Genomic DNA, 20,184 nt, shown 5'->3' on the forward strand with positions numbered 1-20,184 from the left:
CGCGCTGCGACGCCGCTCGGCGCCTATCCGCGCCGGCTGACCGACCGGCTCGTCAGCGGCGCGCACGCGCACCCCGACCGCTGGCTGGTTGCGCGGCGCGGACCGGACGGCGCGTGGATCGGCATCACCTACGCGCAGATGCTGGAACGCGCGCGCGCGATCGGCCAGGCGCTGCTCGATCGCGGGCTGTCGGCCGAGCGGCCGGTCGCGATCCTGTCCGGCAACGATCTCGAACATTTGCAGGTCGCGTTCGGCGCGATGTGGGCCGGCATTCCGTACGCGCCGTTGTCACCCGCGTATTCGCTCGTGTCGACCGACTTCGGCAAGCTCCGCCATGCGCTGTCGCTGCTGACGCCCGGCCTCGTGTTCGCGGCCGACGGCCATGCGTTCCAGGCCGCGCTCGACGCGGCCGTGCCGCCCGATGTCGAACGCGTGGTCGTGTCGGCGCCGGACGGGATGCGCGGCGTCACGCGCTTCGCGTCGCTGCTCGACACGGTGCCGGGCAGCGTCGACGCGGCCCATGACGCGCTCACCGGCGACGGCATCGCGAAATTCCTGTTCACGTCCGGCTCGACGCGGCTGCCGAAGGCGGTGCCGACCACGCACCGGATGCTGTGCAGCAACCAGCAGATGCTGCTCGAGACGTTCCCGCAGTTCGGCGTCGAGCCGCCGGTGCTGGTCGACTGGCTGCCGTGGAACCACACGTTCGGCGGCAGCCACAACGTCGGCATCGCGCTCTACAACGGCGGCACGCTGTACATCGACGACGGCAAGCCGGTGGCCGGCAAGTTCGACGAGACGCTGCGCAACCTGCGCGAGATCGCGCCGACGCTGTACTTCAACGTGCCGAAGGGCTGGGAAGAGCTGACGGCCGCGCTTGAAACGGACGCCGCGCTGCGCGCGACCTTCTTCTCGCGCGTGAAGATGTACTTCTTCGCGGGCGCGGGGCTGTCGCAGGCCGCGTGGGAGCGGCTCGAGCGCGTGACGCTCGCGCACTGCGGCGAGCGCATCCGCATCATGGCGGGGCTCGGCATGACCGAGGCCGCGCCGTCGTGCCTGTTCACGACCGGGCCGCTGTCCGGTGCCGGCTACATCGGCTTGCCCGCGCCCGGCTGCGAGGCGAAGCTCGTGCCGGTCGACGGCAAGCTCGAGGCGCGCTTTCGCGGGCCGAACGTGATGGCCGGCTACTGGCGCGCGAGCGGCGCGGACGCGCAGCACGTATTCGACGACGAAGGCTATTACCGCAGCGGCGACGCGGTGCGTTTCGCCGATCCGCAGCGTCCGGACCTCGGCCTGATGTTCGACGGCCGGATCGCCGAGGATTTCAAGCTGTCGTCGGGCACGTTCGTGAGCGTCGGGCCGATGCGCGCGAGGATCATCTCGAACGGCGCGCCGTACGTGCAGGACGTGGTCGTCACGGGGATGAACCGCGACGACGTCGGCGCGATGATCTTTCCGCGTGTCGACGATTGCCGGCGCCTCGCCGGCGCGGGACCGGACGCCGATCCGCGCGCCGTGCTGCGCGCGCCGGCCGTGCGCGCGTTCTTCGCGGACCTGCTGGCGCGCCTGAACCGCGACGCAACCGGCAGCGCGACCGTCATCGCGCGGCTGCGCGTGCTCGACGAGCCGCCGTCGCTCGATCTCGGCGAGATCACCGACAAGGGCTCGATCAACCAGCGCGCGGTGCTCGCGCAGCGCGCGGCGCTGGTCGACGCGATGCATGCGGCGGATGCGGCGGATGCAGCCGATGCTGCGGAAAATGGCGTGATCTTCGCCGACGCAGCGCGCAGTGCGTGAGGAATGCGAACGATGGCTGAACAGTATCAGGAATGCAAACGATGACTGACCCGTATCGCGCGCTGCTGCGCGACATGCGTTTCGTGATCGACGAATGGCTCGATGCGCCGGCGTTGTGGCGCCGCGTGCCAGAGTGGGGGGATCTCGATGCACCGACCGCGCAGCAGGTGCTCGACGAAGCCGCGCGCTTCGTGGCCGGGCGGCTCGCGCCGCTCAACGCGAGCGGCGACCTGCAGGGCTGCCGCTTCGACGATGGCCGTGTGACGCTGCCGGACGGGTTCCGCGATGCGTATCGCGACTACGTCGACGCCGGCTGGCCGACGCTCGCGCTCGATCCGGACTGTGGCGGGCAGGGGCTGCCGCACCTGCTCGACGTCGCGTTGCAGGAGATGCTCGCGGCCGCGAACCACGCGTGGCTGATGTCGCCGGGGCTCACGCACGGCGCGGTTGCGTGCCTGCGCGCGCACGGTTCCGCGCGGCTCGCGCGCGACCTGCTGCCGAAGATCGCGAGCGGCGAATGGCTGACGACGATGTGCGTGACCGAGCCGCAGGCCGGCAGCGATCTCGGCCTGCTGCGCACGCAGGCGGCGCCCGATCCGGCCGTCGACGGCTACCGGATCAGCGGCAGCAAGCTGTTCATTACGGGCGGCGAGCACGACCTGACAGACAACATCGTGCATCTCGTGCTCGCGCGGCTGCCGGATGCGCCGTCCGGCACGAAGGGGCTGTCGCTGTTCGTCGTGCCGAAGTGGTACGACGGGCCGGCCGGGCGCGTGCGCAACGGCGTCTGGTGCGACGGCATCGAGAAGAAGATGGGGCTGAAGGCGAGCCCGACCTGCGCGATGCGCTTCGACGCGGCGGCCGGCTGGCTCGTCGGCGAACCGCATCGCGGGCTCGCGTCGATGTTCGTGATGATGAACGCGGCGCGGCTGCAGGTCGCGATGCAGGGTGTCGGGCATGCGCATAGCGCGTCGCAGGCCGCGTCGGCGTATGCGTGCGACCGCGAACAGGGGCGCGCGGCCGGCGGCACGCACGCGTCGGGCGCGGCGGTGCCGATCGCGCTGCACCCCGCGATCCGGCGCAACCTGCTCGACGGGCGGGCGATCGTCGAGGCCGAGCGCGCGATCGGCTACTGGATCGGGCATGGGCTCGACGTCGCCGCGCACGATCCCGATCCGGCCGCGCGGCAGGCCGCGTCGCGGCTCGTGTCGCTGCTGACGCCGGTCGCAAAGGCATTCTTCACCGCGAACGGCTTCGCGGCTGCGTCGAACGCGCTGCAGGTGTTCGGCGGCTACGGCTATATCCACGAATACGGGATCGAGCAGACGGTGCGCGACAGCCGCGTGTCGATGCTGTACGAAGGGACGAACGAGATCCAGGCGATCGATCTGCTGGCGCGCAAGGTGCTCGCGGATCGCGGCGAGGGGTTGCGTGCGTTGCTCGATCTCGTGCGGGCGGAGGCCGAGCGGTGCGGCGAATCCGGTGGCGACACCGTGAAGGAAGCGGGCGTGCGCGTGACCGCGCTGTGTGCGGACGTCGAGCGCGTGACGTCGGTCGTGATGCGCGCGAGCGCGGACGATCCCGAGTTGCCGTATCGTGTCGCGGACGACTATCTCGCGCTGGTCGGCTGGCTCCTGCTCGCGTTCGCGTGGGCGCGCACGCTGCGGATCGCAGCCGATGCGCCGGGCGACGATCCGATTTACGCGGACAAGCGTGAGCTCGGCACGTATTTCTTCGACTATCCGCTTGCGGCATTCGCGCATCGGCTCGCGCTCGTCGAAACGGGATGCCGGGCGCGGTTGCCGGCCGGGCAGGATTTCGTCGTCGCGCGCTAGCGGCGCGAGACTTTTTCTTCTTCTCCGTCAGATATCGAGCACCAGCACCGGCGTGACCGCGCGCGAACAGCACGGCAGGATCTGGTCGTTGGCCGCGCGCTCGTCGTCGGTCAGGTACACGTCGCGATGATCGGGCGTGCCGGACAGCACGCGCGTGACGCAGGTGCCGCACACGCCCTGTTCGCACGACACGGGCACGTCGATCCCGCAGCCGCGCAACGCTTCGACGATCGTCGTGCCGGCCGGCACGTCGATGATGCGTCCCGACTGCGCGAGCGATACCTGGAACGCACGGTCGCCGTCTACCGCCGAAGCCGGAGCATCCGCGCCGGCCGCGCCGAAATACTCCCGATGCACATTCGCCGCGCTCCACCCGGCCTGCGCGGCCGCCGCGAGCGCGGCGCCGATGAACCCGCCGGGACCGCATACGTACAGGTGCGTGCGCGGCTCCGGGTTCGCGAGCACCTGCGTGAAATCGATGCGGCGGACGGCCCGATCGTCGTCGAACCAGAGCCGCGTGCGGGCCTTGAGCCCCGGTGTGTCGAGGCGGTCGAGAAACGCGGCGCGCGCGGGCTCGCGCGCGCAGTAATGCAGCTCGAACGACTGGCCGGTCTCGATCAGGTAAGCGGCCATGCTGAGAAGCGGCGTGATGCCGATGCCGCCAGCCAGCAGCACGCTGTGTGCGGCGCGCGGGTCGAGCGGGAAGTGATTGCGCGGCGCGCTGACGTCGAGCGTCGCGCCGGGCTCGCATGCATGCATCGCGAGCGAGCCGCCGCGCGACGCGGGTTCGCGCAGCACGCCGAGCCGGTAGACGCCCGCTTCGGACGGGCTGTTGCACAGCGAATACTGGCGGACGAAGCCGCCGACATGGACGTCGATGTGCGCGCCTGCCGTGAATGGCGGCAACGCGGCGCCGTCGGCCGAGGCCAGTTCGAACACGCAGATGTCGGTCGCGGCGGGGAGCTTGCGGGTGAGTGTGAGTTTCATGGGAACGATGGGTTGGGCGCGCCGCACCTCGGCACCTCGGCGGCGCGACACGTGGTCAGCACGACAGCGCGGCGGCGCGCTCCTGGTCGATCAGCCGGTCGAGCACGCGCCGCGACTGCACGCCGCCCGCGTCGATGTTGAGCTTGAGGAGCGGCCGGTCCGGCCAGGTCAGCAGGTTGCGCTGCTGGGCTTCGAGCATGCCGAGATCCTCGGCGAAGATCCTGCCCTGTCCGGCGCGGATGGTGTCCGTCAGCGCGGGGTCGTCGACCGCGAAGCTGCGTGCCATCCCCCAGAAGTACCAGATCGACGTGTCCGTCTCCGGCGTGATGAAATCGACGACGATGCTCGACACCTTGTCGCGCGGATCGGCGTGGTAACCGCCGTTGCCCGCGTGCGCGACGCCGACTTCGATCATCACGTGACTCGGCGGCGTGAAGTGGCAGATCTGCCAGCGGTCGCAGCGGACGTCGTCGGCGAGGCCGTTGCCACGCAGCGCGGCCGCCCAGAACGGCGGCGGCAGGATGCCTTCCATGAAGCGGCTGGTCGTGACGGTATCGCCGTTCACCTTCGTCGCGGGCGGCGCCTCCTCGATCTCGGGCTGCCCGATGCTCGACGCGTGCACGTAGGTCTCGTGCGTGAGGTCCATCAGGTTGTCGATCATCAGCCGGTAGTCGCAGTCGATGTGATACAGCCCGCCGCCGTAGGCCCAGCCCGGATCGTCGGCCCAGTCGAGGCGGTGGATCGTCGCCGGGTCGGCCCGTTCCGGATCGCCGGGCCACACCCACACGAAGCCGTACCGCTCGATGGCCGGATAGGTGCGGATCCCCGGAATGCCGCCGACGCGCTGGCACGGCATGCTCGTGCATTTGCCGTTCGCGCCCATCGTCAGCCCGTGATAGCCGCACACGAGCCGGCCGTCGCGGACGGTGCCGAGCGACAGCGGCGCGCCGCGATGCGGGCAGAAATCCTCGAGCGCGGCAACCTTGCCGTCCGCATCGCGAAAGAACACCATGCGCTCGCCGCAGATCTGCCGGCCGAGCGGCTTGCCCGCGAATTTGTCGGGTGTGCACGCGACATACCATGCGTTTTTCAGGAACATGCGTCTCCTCCAGGGCGTGCGGACACGCCGTGTGATTGGGTCGGAAAGGCGGCGCGGCATGCGCCGCGCGAAGGGGCCGCGCGCCGGGTCAGCCCGCGTCGCGGCGGATCAGGTTGCCGCCCGCGAGCTTCATGATCGCGCGCTGGTTGTCGAGCACGCGCTTCAGGTTGTCGTGGGCGATCTGCGCGTGCTCGCGCATCAGCGCTTCCGCGCGCGCGCCCTGGCGGCGCTCGATCGCGTCGAGCACCGCGCGATGCTGCGCCTGGGCGACGACGAGCGTTTCCCGCGCGCGCGGATCGAGCGACTGCACGACGACGAACGCGCTCGCGGACGCGAACGGCAGCGTCGCGACCTTGTCGATCTGCCGCGCGACGACGTCGCTGCCCGCGGCGCACGCGAGCAGCCGATGGAAGCGCGCGTTCGCATCGACGTAGCGCGAGAACGTGTCGTCGGTCAGCGGGCCCGCGAGCAGCGTGTCGATTTCGTCGGCGCACGCGTGCAGCGCGCGCAGCGTCGGCGGCGCTACGCCGCGCTCGGCCGCGAACCGCGCGGCGAGCCCTTCGAGCGTGCCGCGCAGCTCGATCGCGTCGCCGATCTCGCGTGCCGAAAACGCGCGTATAGCGAAGCCGCCGGTCGGGATCGGTTCGATCAGCCCTTCTTCCTGGAGCCGGATCAGCGCCGCGCGCACCGGCGTGCGGGATACGCCGAGCCGCTCGACGACCCACAGCTCGGAGATTCGCTCGCCGGGGCCGAGCTCGCCGCCGACGATGAGTTCGCGCAGGCCGAGCAGCGCACGGACGGTCTGCGAAGGGGACGCGGCGGTGCGCGTATCGGGTGGCGGTGTGTCGATGTGGGTCATCGGGTGTCGGGTGAGGTGTCGTGCCGTTGCAGCGGTGCGACCGTTGTTATCAGGTTGCCTGATTTGAAGTGTATACATCGGAGATTGGAGATCAACAGAAATTGTCGAAATTTCCGGGTAAACGAGCATCGATTCGGGCTTCTGAAGGCCATGCTGTATACAATTTGCCGATGATCGCAAACGCCATCGCGCATGCCGGCGTGGCGCGCTGCATCGCAGCCCGCGCCCCACGACCGGCGTCGTGCGGCACGCGGGTGTCGGCCATGCCGGCGCGTGTCGCGCGTGAGGTAAGATGGCCCGCGACATCCATTCCGACACCTTCATGAGTTCGACACCCGTCAAGCCGGCCGGCGCAAAACGCGCGGCTCGCGCCACCGAAGACAAGCCGCGCCCGCGCTCGCAGCAGCGGCTGACCTACCTGATCGGCAATCTCGACCGGCTGCTGCGCCGCCAGATGAGCGATGCGCTCGCGCCGCTCGGCGTCACGCTCGCGCAGTACACGGCGCTGTCGGTGCTCGAGGCGCGCGGTGCGTTGTCGAATGCGCAGCTCGCGGTGCGCTCGTTCATCACGCCGCAGTCGGCGAACGAGGTGATGATCGCGATGGCGGGCCGTGGCTTCGTCACGCGCGAAGCCGATCCGAATCATGGCCGCGTGATCCTGCTGCGGCTGACCGACGAAGGCTCGGCGATCCTGCGCGAATGCGAACGCGTGCTGCGGCCGCTCGAACGCCAGATGCTCGGCGAAGGCCTGACGGCCGACGACGTCGCGCAGGTTCAGCGCACGCTCGAACTGTTCGTGCGCAACCTGCGCGACTGACCACGCGCTTTCTCCCCGTCTCTGCATGACACGACTGTGCCGGTTCCCGCAGCCGTTGCGGGTTAACACCGGCGCACGTCGTACTTGAAATATCAGGTTACCTGTTATTAAATCATCCCGTCCTTCGATGGGATGACGGTCCGCGCGGCCGGAACGTCGAGCGGATTTTATTTCGGACTTTGAATCAGGTTGCCTGATAACGCATGATGCATGGTCCGGTCATGACAAGCACACCGCGCATGCATTGCGGCATGCCGCGCAGGTTAGGAGACGAGATGGACACCTACGTTGCCGAGAGGCCGGCCGTCGCGACGACGCTCGGCTTGTGTTTCGCGATCGCGCTGCTCGAGGGGCTCGACCTGCAGTCGGTCGGCGTCGCCGCGCCGCGCATGGCGCACGAATTCGGGCTGACCGTATCGCAGATGGGGATCGCATTCAGCGCAGGCACGTTCGGCCTGCTGCCCGGCGCGATTCTTGGCGGACGGCTCGCCGACCGGATTGGCCGCAAGCGCGTGCTGATCGCGTCGGTCTGTCTGTTCGGACTGCTGTCGATCGCCACGGCGCAGGTGTCGAGCTTCGCGATGCTGGTCGTCGTGCGCGCGCTGACCGGCATCGGCCTCGGCGGCGCGATGCCGAACCTGATCGCGCTGTCGTCCGAGGCCGTCGGCCCACGCTCGCGCAGCAGCGCGGTCGCCGCGATGTACTGCGGCATTCCGTTTGGTGGCGTGATCGCGTCGCTGATCGGCGTGCTGCTCGCGGGCGACACGGAATGGCGGCACATCTTCTACGTCGGCGGCGCCGGGCCGTTGCTGCTCGTGCCGTTGCTGATCGGGATGCTGCCGGAATCGCGCGCGTTCCTCGACGTCAGCGCGTCGGGCGCTGCGCGCCCGGGCGTCGCGCACACGCTGTTCGGCGACGCGCGCACTGGCACGACGCTCGCGCTGTGGCTCAGCTACTTCTGCACGCTGATCGTGCTGTATTTCCTGCTGAACTGGCTGCCGTCGCTGATGGCAGCGAAGGGCCTCGCGCGCAGCCAGGCCGGCATCGTGCAGATCTTCTTCAACATCGGTGGCGGCCTTGGCGCGCTCGGCATCGGCATGTCGATGGACCGGATGGCCCCGTCGCGCGTCGTCGGCGGCATGTATGCGGGGATCGTGCTGTCGCTCGCCGCGCTGGCGGTCGCGCCGGGCCTCGCGTGGCTGTCCGCCGCCGCGTTCGCGGCCGGGATGTTCGTCGTCGGCGGCCAGTCGGTGCTGTACGCGCTCGCCGCAATCTATTACCCGACCGCGATGCGCGGCACCGGCGTCGGCTCGGCGGTCGCCGTCGGCCGGCTCGGTTCCGTCGTCGGCCCGCTCGCGGCCGCGGAACTGCTCGCGATGGGACGCAGCGCATCGGTCGTGATCGGCGCGAGCATCCCCGTCACGCTTGTCGCCGCCGCAGCCGCGCTGCTGCTGATCCGGCGGCCGCAGGCACGCGACTGAGATTCCATTTCAATCACACGCGCCGGCAGAGCGCGACATCAACGCAGGTCTGGAGATACTTTATGAAGAACACCCAAGCCTTGTCGGCGGCCGGCGCGTGCGCGCTTGCACTCGTGGCATCGAGCGTGCATGCGCAGTCGAGCGTGACGCTGTACGGAATCATCGACACCGGCATCGAATTCGTGTCGCACGCGAACGCGGCCGGCGATCACGTGGTGCGGATGCCCGCCGTGACGGGCGAGATGCCGTCGCGCTGGGGGCTGCGCGGCGCCGAGGATCTCGGCGGCGGCTACCAGGCGATCTTCGCGCTGGAAAGCGGCTTCAACGTGCGCGGCGGCGACCTCGGGCAGGGTGGCCGGCTGTTCGGCCGGCAGGCGTACGTCGGGCTGAAGAGCGGCTTCGGCACGCTTGCGTTCGGCCGCCAGTACACGATGACCTATCTCGCGTTGCAGGGCGCGGACATCATCGGCCCGGACATCTACGGCCTCGGCTCGCTCGACGCATACGTGCCGAACGGCCGCGCGGACAACGCGGTGACCTACGTCGGCACATACAAGGGCTTCACGCTCGGCGCCGGCTACTCGTTCGGCCGCGACGGCGCCGGCACCGGCAATTCGCCGGGACAGGGCACGTGTGCGGGGCAGGTGCCCGGCAAGGCGGTCGAATGCCGCGACTGGTCGGTGATGCTGAAGTACGACAGCGCGTATTTCGGCGCGGCAGCGTCGTACGAGGAGCAGCGCGGCGGCACGGGCGCCGCCGCGAACTTCTTCGACGGCATCGCGCCTGTCGCGATTGCGAGCAGTGCGGACAAGGATGCGCGCGTGCACGTCAGCGCGTATGCGCAGGCGGCAGGCGCGCGTATCGGCGCGGGCTGGATCGGGCGGCGCGTGACGACCGATTCGCCGGCTGCGGCGGGCGCACGGTCGGATCTGTTCTTCGTCGGCGCGTCGTACACGTTCAAGCCGTACTTCATTGTCGACGGCGAAGGCTACCGGATCGTCAACAGCGCGCACGACACGCGCGCGACGATGGCGACGCTGCGCGCGACATACCTGCTGACGAAGCGCACATCGGTCTACGCGCAATCGTCGTATCTGTGGAACAGCGCGCATGCGCGCTACGCAGTCAGCGGCGGCGGCGCCGGCACGACGCCCGGCGCCGGCATGGGGCAGCTCGGCGCGATGGTCGGCGTCAAGCACCTGTTCTGAGCGACGATCAACACGACCCGGAGACACCGTGAATAAATCCGTACTCCTCTGCATCGCGCCGCTGTCTGCCGCGATCCTTGCCGGCTGCGGCGGTGACGACTCGATCTCGACCGCTTCGCCGCACCTGTCGGCCGCGACGCCGGCGACGATGACGCAGACCTGCGCCGCGCTCGCGGCGCAACTGGCCTATGCGAACGCGTCGTTCACGTCGGTGACGACCGCAGCTGCGGGCGCGCTGACGGTGGCCGGCAAGCCGATCGCCGAACACTGCGTGATCGAAGGAAAGATGAACGAGCGCGTGAGCCCTGTGGACGGCAAAACGTACGCGATCGGCTTCGAGATGCGGCTGCCGAAGACGTGGAACGGCCGATTCTTCTATCAGGCGAACGGCGGGCTCGACGGCAACGTCGTGACGGCGACCGGCGAGATCGGCGGCGGCGGGCCGCTGACGAACGCGCTGAACATGGGCTTTGCGGTGATCAGCTCGGATTCCGGACACAGCGCCGCGCAGAACCCGCTGTTCGGCGTCGATCCGCAGGCGCGCCGCGATTACGGCTATGCGGCCGTCGATGCGCTGACGCCGATGGCGAAGCAGGTGATCCGCATCGCGTACGGGAAGGGGCCGGACCGCAGCTATTTCGGCGGCTGCTCGAACGGCGGTCGCCACGCGATGGTGACGGCGGCGCGCAACGCGGCCGACTACGACGGGATCATCGCGGGCGATCCGGGTTTCCATCTGCCCAAAGCGGCGATCGGCGAAATGTACGGCGCGCAGCAGTTCGCGAAGATCGCTTCGGCGACCGGCGCCAACGGGCTGCCGGACATCCGCAGCGGCTTCACCGATGCGGAGCGCCAGTTCGTTGGCGCGAAGATCCTCGAGAAATGCGATGCGCTCGACGGCGTCGCGGACGGGATGGTGCAGGACGTGGCCGCGTGCCAGGCGCACTTCAGCATCGACGCCGACATCCCGACCTGTACGAACGGCACGCGCACCGGCGCGTGCTTGACGCCCGCGCAGAAGAGCGCACTCGAGAACGTGTTCGCGGGCGCGCGCAACAGCGCGGGCACGGCGCTGTACGCGAGCTTTCCGTACGATCCGGGCATCGCCGGCAGCGGCTGGGCAGCGTGGAAGCAGGCGAATGCGATCACGCTCGATCCGGCCGCGATGGCGTTCACGTTCATGAGCCCGCCGAAGACCGCGGCGACGCTCGCGAACCTGCCCGGTTTCGCGCTCGGCTTCGACATGGACAACGACGCGCCCGCGATCTTCGCGACGAGCGGCGTGTATACGGAATCCGCGTGGTCGTTCATGACCCCGCCCGACGAAGCGAACCTGTCGGCGCTGAAGGCACGCGGCGCGAAGCTGCTCGTCTATCACGGCACGGGCGACCCCGTGTTCTCGTCGAACGACACGAGCGACTGGTACGCGCGGCTCGCGCAGGCGAACGGCGGCGATGCGTCGGATTTCGCGCGGTTCTACCGCGTGCCGGGCATGAACCATTGCTCGGGCGGGCCGGCCGCCGACCAGTTCGACATGCTGACGCCGCTCGTCGCGTGGGTCGAACAGGGCCGCGCACCCGACGCGATCGTCGCCGCCGCGCGCGATGCCGCGAACGCGGTGCCAAATGCGGACGTGCCGGCATCGTGGGGGGCGGGCCGTACACGGCCGCTGTGTCCGTATCCGAAGGTCGCGCGCTACAACGGCTCGGGCGATGTGAATTCGGCGGCGAATTTCAGCTGCGGCTGAACGGGGCCGGCCGCGCAGCGCGCGGCCGGCAACCGCATCATCGGCTCAAATCAGCTCACCGAGACAAGCGTCGAATTGCGTGACCAGCCGATCGACATCGGCCGCCGTCGTCTGCGGACACACGAGCATCATGTTGTGGAACGGCGTGATCAGCACGCCGCGGTTCAGCAGATACAGGTGCACGATGTGCTCGAGCTCGCTGTCGAGTTGCTGGCCCGCGATCGTGCCGTTGCGCGGCGGCGTCGGTGCGAACTGGAACTCGGTGCGTGCGCCGATGCGCGTCACGCACCACGGCAGCCCGTGCTTCGCGATCGCCTGCTCGAGACCTGACGCGAGCCGTGCGGCAAGTTCGAACATGTGCGCGTACGCCGCTTCCGTTGCAACTTCCTCCAGCGTCGCGCGTGTCGCTCGCATCGCGAGCATGTTCGCGGTGAGGGTCGTGCCGATGCCCGAATGTCCGGGCGGCGCGTTCAGCTTCGCCTGTTTCGCGCGTTCCGCGAAGGCCGCGCTGAAGCCGTAGACCGCACACGGCACGCCGCCGGCGATCGGCTTGCCGACCACCAGCGCGTCCGGTTCGAGCCCGTGCGCGGCCGCATAGCCGCCTGGGCCGCTGCTGATCGTGTGCGTCTCGTCGATCACGAGCAGCGTGCCGTAGCGGCGTGTCAGCGCGCGCGCTTCATCCCAGAAACCGGGATCGGGCAGCACCATGCCGATGTTCGTCATCGCGGGCTCGGCGAGCACGCACGCGACATCGCCCGCCGTCAGCGCCGCTTCGAGCGCCGCGAGATCGTTGAACTCGACGACGCGCGTGTTCGCGAGCAGGTCATACGCCTGGCCGAGCAGGCTGTCGCGTTGCACGGGGTGGCCGTCGACGAGATCGACGAACACGTCGTCGACCGTGCCGTGATAGCAGCCGTTGAACACGACGATCGTGTTGCGGCCGGTGGCCGCGCGTGCCCAGCGCAGCACGAAGCGGTTCGCGTCGCTCGCGCTCAATGCGAATTGCCAGACCGGCAGCTTGAAACGGCGCGCGAGGTCGCGCGACACCCACGCCGCATCCTCGCTCGGCAGCATCGTCGTGTAGCCGCGCGTCGCCTGCTCCGCGAGCGCACGCGCGACGGGTTCGGGCGCATGGCCGAACATCGCACCCGTGTCGCCGAGGCAGAAATCGACGTAGCGATGGCCGTCGACGTCGGTGAAGGTCGCGCCGCGCGCTTCCTTCACGTACAGCGAGAACGGAGTCGACCAGTCCTGCATCCAGTGCAACGGGACACCGAACAGCAGATGCTCGGCCGCTTCAGCGGACAACGTGCGGGACGTCGGCATCGCTTCGGTGAACGCATGGCGCTCGCGGTCGAACAGCGCGCGGGCTCGGGTGAGGTCGACTCCGTGGCGGGAAGGCAAGTTGGGCTCCTGGCTGTGAAGAGGATGGACACGATAGCGCGGCGCGACAGGGGATGAACAGCGGAGGAACTACTGAAGCGGGTGGCATCGCGGGCAGGCTCTCACCGGATGGGTGCCCCGACGGCATGGTTTACGCACTCACCGAAGTTTTTGCGCATAAACATACGACAACGTATATCAATTGACGTCGCCAAATTGTGAGTGTGCGCACACATTTTCGCGATCAAGCCTATGAAAGTGGGGCGGATGACAAATTTTTGCCGGCCGGTCAGCAAGGCTGGAATATTCGATATGGTACGACGACATATGAATAACGATCTGCCGCCCGGCATCCTGATACCCAGTGCACGGGTAGCGCGTTACGCCAGTGCCTTCACCATATGCTCCTCGTCGTAATACTGGCCGTTCACGACGAGCGAGCGCGGCTCGGTGCCGAACCGGACGAATCCCTTCGACAGGTAGAGCCGTCTGGCCGCTTCGTTGATCGCGTTCACGCACAGCAGCAGCTGCACGCATTGCCATGCGCGGTCCGCGTGCGCGACGGCGGCGTCGAGCAGCGATTCGGCGATGCCGCGCCGACGGTAGGCCGGATCGACGAACACGCCCCAGACCGTCGCCTTGTGGCAAACCTGCACACGCGCATCGCGCCGCACGCCGGTGATGCCGACGAGCGCGTCGCCGTCGAATGCGCCGAATACCGCGAGCTCCGGCGTCGGGCGAATGCGCGACACCACTTCGTCGACGGAAAGCGCGGCCTGTTCGTCGCGGGTCGGCAGGAACGAGGTCGGGGACGTCTCGATCGCAAGGAGGCGCAGGGACTGGAACAGGGCCGCGTCGGCGGCGTCGAGCAGGCGGATCGTGATCATGTGTCGTTGGTCTGGTGGATCGTCGGAATCTGCGGCGCGCCGCAGGGCGGCATCCATGCTAATCGGAATCGGCAATGCCTGCGTGGCCGATCGAAGCCGCGGCGATAACCCCGCAATGACGCGGCGCCGCGCGCGCTTCAAATCGCGTCGCGCGGCCGCCGGGCGTCGCCGTCGACGCAGCACGCGAGCACTTCCGCATCGGTCTCGCCGAGGCTCAGGTACACATGCCCGACCGAGCTGTCGAAATACAGGCTGTCGCCGGTCGCGAGCCGGAACGCATGGCCGTTCTCGAAGCGCAGTTCCAGCTCGCCGCTCAACACGAACACGAACTCCTCGCCGCTGTGCCGGATGTAGTCGGCGAAGTCGGACAGCTTGCGCGCATGAATTCGCCCGCGCACGGGCACCATCCGTTTGCCGGTCAGGTCGTTCGCGAGCATCCCGTACGCATAGTTCGGCGTGTCGTAGACCATCTGCTGGCCCGCCGGCGTGAACGACGGCGTCATCGCGCCGGCGGGCGCCGCGCGGCCGAACATCGTGTCGAAGTCGAGCGCGAGCGCGTGCGTCAGTGCCGCGAACTTGTCGTAGGTCAGCGCGATGTCGCCGCGCTCGGCCTTCGAAATCGTCGACACCGCGATGCCGGAGCGCTCGGAAAGCTGCGCAAGAGTCAGGCCGCGCGACTTGCGCGCGTCGCGCAGCCGCGCACCGACCGTCTGGTGGTCGAGCTGCGGCGGGACGGCGTCGGAGGGCGGCGGAACGGGGTCGGTGGATTTGGGCATGCGAAAACTCGGCGCGGGGCACGCGCGGCGTGAATACGGGTTTTGTCGTATACGAGAATCTATTTTCTCGTATATGATAATTTTCGTCGAAATCGCCATCGGTGGGGCGTCATGGCAACTCTAGCATCGGGCGGCTGACCCGATCGCGCGACGACACCCTGCCCCCTGTCATTCCACCGGCCGATCGCGGCCGGATCATCGAAGGTGCAATCCATGTCCAGTGAAATCAAACGTCTGCAGACCGGCCCGCGCATGAGCCAGGTCGTGATCGCGAACGGCTTCGTCCACCTGGCCGGCCAGGTACCCGACACCGCCGGCGCGCCGATCGCCGTGCAGGCGACCGAAATCCTCACGCGCATCGACGCGCTGCTCGCGTCGGCCGGCGTCGACAAGACGCGCGTCTTGACCGCCAACGTCTGGCTCAGCGACGCCGCGCACTTCGATGCGTTCAATGCTGTTTGGGACGCATGGGTGCCGGCCGGCCACGCGCCGACCCGCGCGTGCGTGCAGGCGCTGCTGATGAAGCCCGGTCTCGACGTGGAGATCGCCGTGACCGCGCTCGCCTGACACCGGCGCCGCGCGCGGGATGCCGGCGACGTGCCGGGCCGCGCGCCTCGAGGAGTCTCTCCATGAAGTTCGATACGCTCGTCCTGGGCGGCGGCATGATCGGCGTGTCCGTGGCCGTCCACCTGCAACAGCGCGGCCTGTCGGTCGCGCTCGTCGACCGCAAGGCGCCCGGCAACGAAACCTCGTTCGGCAACGCCGGGCTGATCCAGCGTGAAGGCGTGTACCCGTATGCGTTTCCACGCGGCTTCGGCGCGCTGCTCAAGTACGCGTGCAACCGCTCGCCCGACGTTCGCTATCACGTCGCCGCGCTGCCGAAGCTCGTGCCGTTCCTGTACCGCTACTGGCGAAATTCCCATCCGGCGCGCCATGCGGAGATTGCGCGCGCGTACGCGCCGCTCATCGAGCATTGCGTGACCGAGCACCGCGCGCTGATCGACGCGGCGGGCGTGCATGCGCTGCTGCGTGAAGGCGGCTGGCTCAAGGTGTTCCGCCACGCGGCGACGCGCGACGCCGAAACCCGCGACGCCGAACGCTGGCGCGCCGAATACGGCGTGACGTTCGAAGCGCTCGATGCGGCCGCGCTGCGCGACGCGGAGCCGTTCCTGAGCCCCGCGCTGATCGGCGCGGTGCGCTACACGGGATCCGATTCGATCAGCGATCCGCACGCGCTCGTTACCGCCTATGCGCGGCACTTCGAGCGGCTCGGCGGCCGCATCGTGACCGGCGACGCGCTGACGCTCACGGCCGGGAACGGCTGGCGGGTCGACACCGCGCGCGGCCCGATCGATGCGCACGCGGCCGTCGTCGCGCTCGGCCCGTGGTCGGACCTGCTGTGCGAGCGGCTCGGCTACCACCTGCCGCTCGCGGTCAAGCGCGGCTATCACATGCACTACGCGGCGGCGCCGGGCGCGCGGCTGAACCAGCCGGTGCTCGACGCGGACAGCGGCTTCCTGATCACGCCGATGACGCGCGGCATCCGCCTGACGACGGGCGTCGAGCTCGGCTACCGCGACACGCCGCCGACGCCGACGCAGCTCGCGGCGGTCGAACCGGTCGCGCGTGGACTGTTTCCGCTCGGCGCGCGCGTCGACGGCGCGCCGTGGCTCGGCCGCCGGCCGTGCACGCCGGACATGCTGCCCGTGATCGGCGCGGCGCCGCGTCACAAGGATTTGTGGTTCGCGTTCGGCCACGCGCATCACGGCCTCACGCTCGGCCCCGTGACGGGCCGGCTGATCGCCGACCTGATGCTGGATGCCGCGCCGTTCGTCGACCCGACGCCGTTCCGGGTCGAGCGCTTCCTGCACGGCCGCTGACTCCGGCGCCGTGCGTGCAGTGGGTTTGCGCGGCTACCGAATCCGGCGCCGTGCGTGCAGCGAGTTTGCGCGGCTGCTGATTCCGGCGCCGCGCATGCAGCAGCGGGAACCGCGGACACGATCCCGGTTGCCCATCCAACGGCCGACCCATCCGGCGGACCGTGACGATCAACGTTTGGAGACAACATGCAACAGCACACGATGCGGCGCGACCTCAGTTCGCGCCAGATCTCGTTCATGGCCCTCGGCATGGCCATCGGCGTCGGCCTGTTCCTCGGCTCGGCTTCCGCGATCAGGACAGCCGGACCCGGCGCGCTCGTCGCATACCTGATCGGCGGCGCGATGATCTTCCTGATCATGCGCGCGCTCGGCGAAATGGCCGTGCACCGGCCGGTGGCCGGCTCGTTCAGCGCGTATGCGTTCGAATACCTCGGGCCGTTCGCCGGCTACCTGGTCGGCTGGATCTACTGGATGCTCATGGTCGGCGTCGGCGTCGCGGAAACCACCGCGGTCGGCATCTACATGGGGTTCTGGTTTCCGGAGGTGCCGCAGTGGCTTTGGGTCGTGTCGTCGATCGTCGCGATCGCCGGCTTCAACCTGCTCAACGTGAAGGTGTACGGCGAGCTGGAGTTCTGGTTCGCGCTCGTCAAGGTCGCGACGATCCTGCTGATGATCGCGGGCGGCGCGCTGATCGTGTTCACGGGGCTCGGCCATCACGGCGTGCCGGTCGGCCTGTCGAACCTGTGGCGCCACGGCGGCGTGTTCCCGCATGGCGTGCTCGGGCTCGTGAGCGCGCTGCCGATCGTTGCGTATTCGTTCGCGGGCGTCGAGATGATCGGCATTACCGCGGGCGAGGCGCGCGAGCCGCAAAAGGTGCTCCCGAGCGCGATCAACTCGGTGCTGTGGCGGATCCTGATTTTCTACGTCGGCGCGCTGTTCATCATCATGGCGCTCTATCCGTGGAACGAGCTCGGCACGCGCGGCAGCCCGTTCGTGACGACGTTCGAATCGCTCGGGCTTCGGCAGGCGGCGGGCATCGTCAACTTCGTCGTCGTGACGGCCGCGCTGTCGAGCTTCAACTGCGTGGTGTTCAGCGGCGCGCGCATGCTCGTGAGCCTCGCGGAACACGGCCTCGCGCCGGCGCCGTTCGCGACGCTGAGCGCGCACGGCTCGCCGTCGCGTGCGGTGGGCGTGACCGTGCTGTGCATGTCGGTCGGCGTGCTGCTGAACTATGTGATTCCGGAGCGCGTGTTCGGCTGGCTGATGTCGGTGCTGTCGTTCGACGTGGTCGTGATCTGGGCGATGATCATCCTGACCCACATGCGGTTCCGGCAGGTGATGGCCGCGAGCGGCGTGACGACGCGCTTTCGGATGCCGTGCGCGCGCGTCACGTCGTGGATCTGCCTCGTGTTCGTCGCGTTCGTGTTCGTGATGCTCGGCATCGATCCGTCGACGCGCGGCTCGCTGTATGTCGGCTGCGCGCTGCTCGTCGTGCTGACGGCGATCTATCGGCGGTCCGTGCGCCTGCAGGCGGCCGCGCAGTCGATGCGGATCGCGCTCGAGGCCGAGCGCGTGTGATGGTGATTCGCCGGGCGTCGGCGCGGCGGCGAGCAGGAAATATCGAGCAGGCGGCCGCGACCGCGTGGAATCAATACCGCGACAGCTGGCTGCCGTTGATCTGCACGCGATCGCCCGGCCGCAGGTCGCCCGGCGTCGGCACGTCGAACGAGCGCATCGAGCCGTCGCTGACCTGCACGTCGATCCGGTAGCTGCTCGGCGCTTGCTGAGCGCCCATCTGCTGGCCGATCTGGTTGCCCGCGACCGCGCCGCCGAGCGCGCCGATCACGGTCGCCGCGTCGCGGCCGTGGCCGCGGCCAAACTGGTTGCCGATCACGCCGCCGAGCAGCGCACCGACCACGGTGCCGGCGACGCCCGCCGGCGCGACCGCGCTGCTGACCGGGCGGATGTTCGAAATCGTGCCGTATTGCGTGCCGTACTGGTTCCCGTACTGCTGGTTGCCGTACTGCGAATCGTACGGAGACGGCGCCTGGTTCGGATAGGCGGGTTGCTGATACGCGGGCTGCTGCACGTAACCGGGCTGTGAATACGCGGGCTGCGCGTACTGCTGCTGCGGATAGCCCTGCGCGCCATACGGGCCATAGCCCGGCGCGACGCAGGCGGTCAGCGGGAGCGCCGCCACGGCGACGAGCGAGGCGAACAGAACGGTCTTCGAGGATGGCATGCGCTTCATGGTGTTTCCTGCTTCGGCAACGTGTTCGCCGAGGGGATCTTCGGACGGGGTGGCGAACTCGGCGTGAGTATAAGGAATGGCCGCAGGCGCGTCCGGAGCGGCCCGGTAACAACGTGTAAAGTCTGTTGCCGCGTAAATCGGGGGTTCCGAACGGGCGGCGGGGCGGGTTTCGCCGGGGCAGTGTTCGGTCTGGGCAACCGGCCGCCGGCCCGCCACGCATCACGAAATCGAATGCGCGGCATCGCGACATTTAATTGGCGCCGCGCACCGGCGTCCGATATCGTGACCGGATTCCCCATTCCCGGCCGCGCCGCGCCGCGCCCGCAGCGGTTCTTCCCGCTGTCCGTTTCGGCGCGGCGTCGCGACCGCCTCACAGCCCCAATGCCATGACTGACCGCATTTTCATCAACGCCGTCGACGCGGACGGCCAGCCCGTGAACCTCGTCGTCAGCGACGGACGCTTCGTCGCGATCGGCGCCGACTGCGCGCCCGCGCCCGGCGTCGAGACGATCGATCTCGACGGACGGGTCGTGCTGCCCGGCTTCGTCGACGGGCACATCCATCTCGACAAGAGTTTCGTCGGCGATCGCTGGGTGCCGCACGAAACCGTCGCGACGCTGCGCGAGCGGCTCGCGGTCGAGAAGCGGCTGCTCGCGGCCGCACCGCCGATCGTCGAGCGCGCGAACGCGCGAACGCGCTGATCGCGCAGGCGGCCGCGTTCGGCACCGTCGCGATGCGCAGCCACGTCGACGTCGACGCGACGACCGGCCTCGCGAACCTGCACGCGGTGATGGCCGCGCGCGAGCAATGGCGCGGGATCGTCGACATCGAGCTGGTCGCATTCCCGCAGGCGGGCGTCGTGTCGTGCCCGGGCACCGCGGAGATCCTCGACGCGGCCGTGCGCGAGGGCGCCGACGTGGTCGGCGGGATCGACCCGACGACGCTCGACGGCGACGCGGACGGCCAGCTCGACATCCTGTTCGGGATCGCCGAGAAGCGCGGCGCGAAGCTCGACATCCACCTGCACGAGCCGGGGCAGACCGGCATCGCGCAATTGCTGCGGATCGCGGCCCGCACGCGCGCGGCGGGGCTCGGCGGTCGCGTCGCGGTGAGCCATGCGTACGCGCTCGGCGAAGTGCCGGCCGACGACGTCGCGCGCACGGCCGCGGCGCTCGCC

Annotated in this window: 17 protein-coding genes and 1 pseudogene; 10 read left to right on the forward strand and 8 right to left on the reverse strand. The window is 69.1% G+C overall.

Features of this window, described 5'->3' with window-relative positions:
- Together G3N94_RS30565 and G3N94_RS30570 are read left to right on the forward strand one after the other, a co-directional pair.
- Window positions 1–1,797, forward strand: a 1,797-nt coding sequence (locus G3N94_RS30565; RefSeq protein WP_205796798.1) for a feruloyl-CoA synthase, incomplete at its 5' end; no start/stop codon positions are given.
- Between the two features lie 41 nt (window positions 1,798–1,838).
- Window positions 1,839–3,632 (forward strand): acyl-CoA dehydrogenase, encoded by a 1,794-nt coding sequence (locus tag G3N94_RS30570; RefSeq protein WP_205796800.1) that lies wholly within the window; start codon window positions 1,839–1,841, stop codon window positions 3,630–3,632.
- Window positions 3,633–3,659: 27 nt separating this feature from the next.
- On the opposite strand, the gene G3N94_RS30575 is transcribed toward G3N94_RS30570, so the two are convergent.
- From G3N94_RS30575 to G3N94_RS30590, 4 genes are all read right to left on the reverse strand, one after another.
- On the reverse strand, window positions 3,660–4,619 hold the full coding sequence (locus G3N94_RS30575) for a PDR/VanB family oxidoreductase (RefSeq protein ID WP_205796802.1): 960 nt from the start codon (window positions 4,617–4,619) through the stop codon (window positions 3,660–3,662).
- A gap of 55 nt (window positions 4,620–4,674) precedes the next feature.
- Window positions 4,675–5,718, reverse strand: a complete 1,044-nt coding sequence (locus G3N94_RS30580; protein ID WP_205796805.1) for an aromatic ring-hydroxylating dioxygenase subunit alpha — start codon at window positions 5,716–5,718, stop codon at window positions 4,675–4,677.
- Between the two features lie 88 nt (window positions 5,719–5,806).
- Window positions 5,807–6,577, reverse strand: a complete 771-nt coding sequence (locus G3N94_RS30585) for a GntR family transcriptional regulator (RefSeq protein WP_205796807.1) — start codon at window positions 6,575–6,577, stop codon at window positions 5,807–5,809.
- A gap of 91 nt (window positions 6,578–6,668) precedes the next feature.
- Window positions 6,669–6,842: a hypothetical protein gene (locus G3N94_RS30590; RefSeq protein ID WP_205796810.1), complete on the reverse strand. Its 174-nt coding sequence runs from the start codon at window positions 6,840–6,842 to the stop codon at window positions 6,669–6,671.
- A 57-nt stretch (window positions 6,843–6,899) separates the two neighbouring features.
- Here G3N94_RS30590 and G3N94_RS30595 point away from each other — a divergent pair, with 57 nt between their 5' ends.
- The 4 genes from G3N94_RS30595 to G3N94_RS30610 all read left to right on the forward strand — a co-directional run bounded on the left by G3N94_RS30595 (window position 6,900) and on the right by G3N94_RS30610 (window position 11,830).
- Window positions 6,900–7,394, forward strand: coding sequence for a MarR family transcriptional regulator (locus G3N94_RS30595; RefSeq protein ID WP_205796814.1), 495 nt, complete (start codon window positions 6,900–6,902; stop codon window positions 7,392–7,394).
- A 275-nt stretch (window positions 7,395–7,669) separates the two neighbouring features.
- Complete coding sequence (gene mhpT / locus G3N94_RS30600) at window positions 7,670–8,875, forward strand: 3-(3-hydroxy-phenyl)propionate transporter MhpT (protein WP_205796817.1); 1,206 nt, start codon at window positions 7,670–7,672, stop codon at window positions 8,873–8,875.
- A 62-nt stretch (window positions 8,876–8,937) separates the two neighbouring features.
- Window positions 8,938–10,083, forward strand: a complete 1,146-nt coding sequence (locus tag G3N94_RS30605; protein ID WP_205796819.1) for a porin — start codon at window positions 8,938–8,940, stop codon at window positions 10,081–10,083.
- A 28-nt stretch (window positions 10,084–10,111) separates the two neighbouring features.
- Entirely contained in the window at window positions 10,112–11,830 is a 1,719-nt protein-coding gene (locus tag G3N94_RS30610; protein WP_205796821.1) for a tannase/feruloyl esterase family alpha/beta hydrolase, read from the forward strand.
- Window positions 11,831–11,875: 45 nt separating this feature from the next.
- Here G3N94_RS30610 and G3N94_RS30615 read toward each other — a convergent pair whose 3' ends face one another.
- The 3 genes from G3N94_RS30615 to G3N94_RS30625 form a co-directional block, all read right to left on the reverse strand.
- Window positions 11,876–13,234 (reverse strand): aspartate aminotransferase family protein, encoded by a 1,359-nt coding sequence (locus G3N94_RS30615; RefSeq protein WP_205796823.1) that lies wholly within the window; start codon window positions 13,232–13,234, stop codon window positions 11,876–11,878.
- A 359-nt stretch (window positions 13,235–13,593) separates the two neighbouring features.
- Complete coding sequence (locus G3N94_RS30620; RefSeq protein WP_205796825.1) at window positions 13,594–14,100, reverse strand: GNAT family N-acetyltransferase; 507 nt, start codon at window positions 14,098–14,100, stop codon at window positions 13,594–13,596.
- Between the two features lie 137 nt (window positions 14,101–14,237).
- Window positions 14,238–14,876, reverse strand: a complete 639-nt coding sequence (locus G3N94_RS30625; RefSeq protein ID WP_205796827.1) for an XRE family transcriptional regulator — start codon at window positions 14,874–14,876, stop codon at window positions 14,238–14,240.
- Window positions 14,877–15,089: 213 nt separating this feature from the next.
- On the opposite strand from G3N94_RS30625, the gene G3N94_RS30630 reads away from it, so the two are divergent.
- The 3 genes from G3N94_RS30630 to G3N94_RS30640 all read left to right on the forward strand — a co-directional run bounded on the left by G3N94_RS30630 (window position 15,090) and on the right by G3N94_RS30640 (window position 18,334).
- Window positions 15,090–15,443 (forward strand): RidA family protein, encoded by a 354-nt coding sequence (locus G3N94_RS30630; protein ID WP_059238431.1) that lies wholly within the window; start codon window positions 15,090–15,092, stop codon window positions 15,441–15,443.
- A gap of 62 nt (window positions 15,444–15,505) precedes the next feature.
- On the forward strand, window positions 15,506–16,756 hold the full coding sequence (locus G3N94_RS30635; RefSeq protein WP_205796829.1) for an FAD-dependent oxidoreductase: 1,251 nt from the start codon (window positions 15,506–15,508) through the stop codon (window positions 16,754–16,756).
- A gap of 186 nt (window positions 16,757–16,942) precedes the next feature.
- Window positions 16,943–18,334, forward strand: coding sequence for an amino acid permease (locus G3N94_RS30640; protein ID WP_205796831.1), 1,392 nt, complete (start codon window positions 16,943–16,945; stop codon window positions 18,332–18,334).
- Between the two features lie 70 nt (window positions 18,335–18,404).
- On the opposite strand, the gene G3N94_RS30645 is transcribed toward G3N94_RS30640, so the two are convergent.
- The gene (locus tag G3N94_RS30645; RefSeq protein WP_205796833.1) at window positions 18,405–19,007 is read right to left on the reverse strand and encodes a glycine zipper 2TM domain-containing protein; all 603 of its coding nucleotides are present in this window, start codon (window positions 19,005–19,007) and stop codon (window positions 18,405–18,407) included.
- Window positions 19,008–19,393: 386 nt separating this feature from the next.
- Here G3N94_RS30645 and G3N94_RS30650 point away from each other — a divergent pair.
- Window positions 19,394–20,184, forward strand: a pseudogene (locus tag G3N94_RS30650) (amidohydrolase family protein); the annotation flags it as partial.

The sequence above is a fragment of the Burkholderia sp. Ac-20353 genome (assembly GCF_017104785.1).
Taxonomy (GTDB): domain Bacteria; phylum Pseudomonadota; class Gammaproteobacteria; order Burkholderiales; family Burkholderiaceae; genus Burkholderia.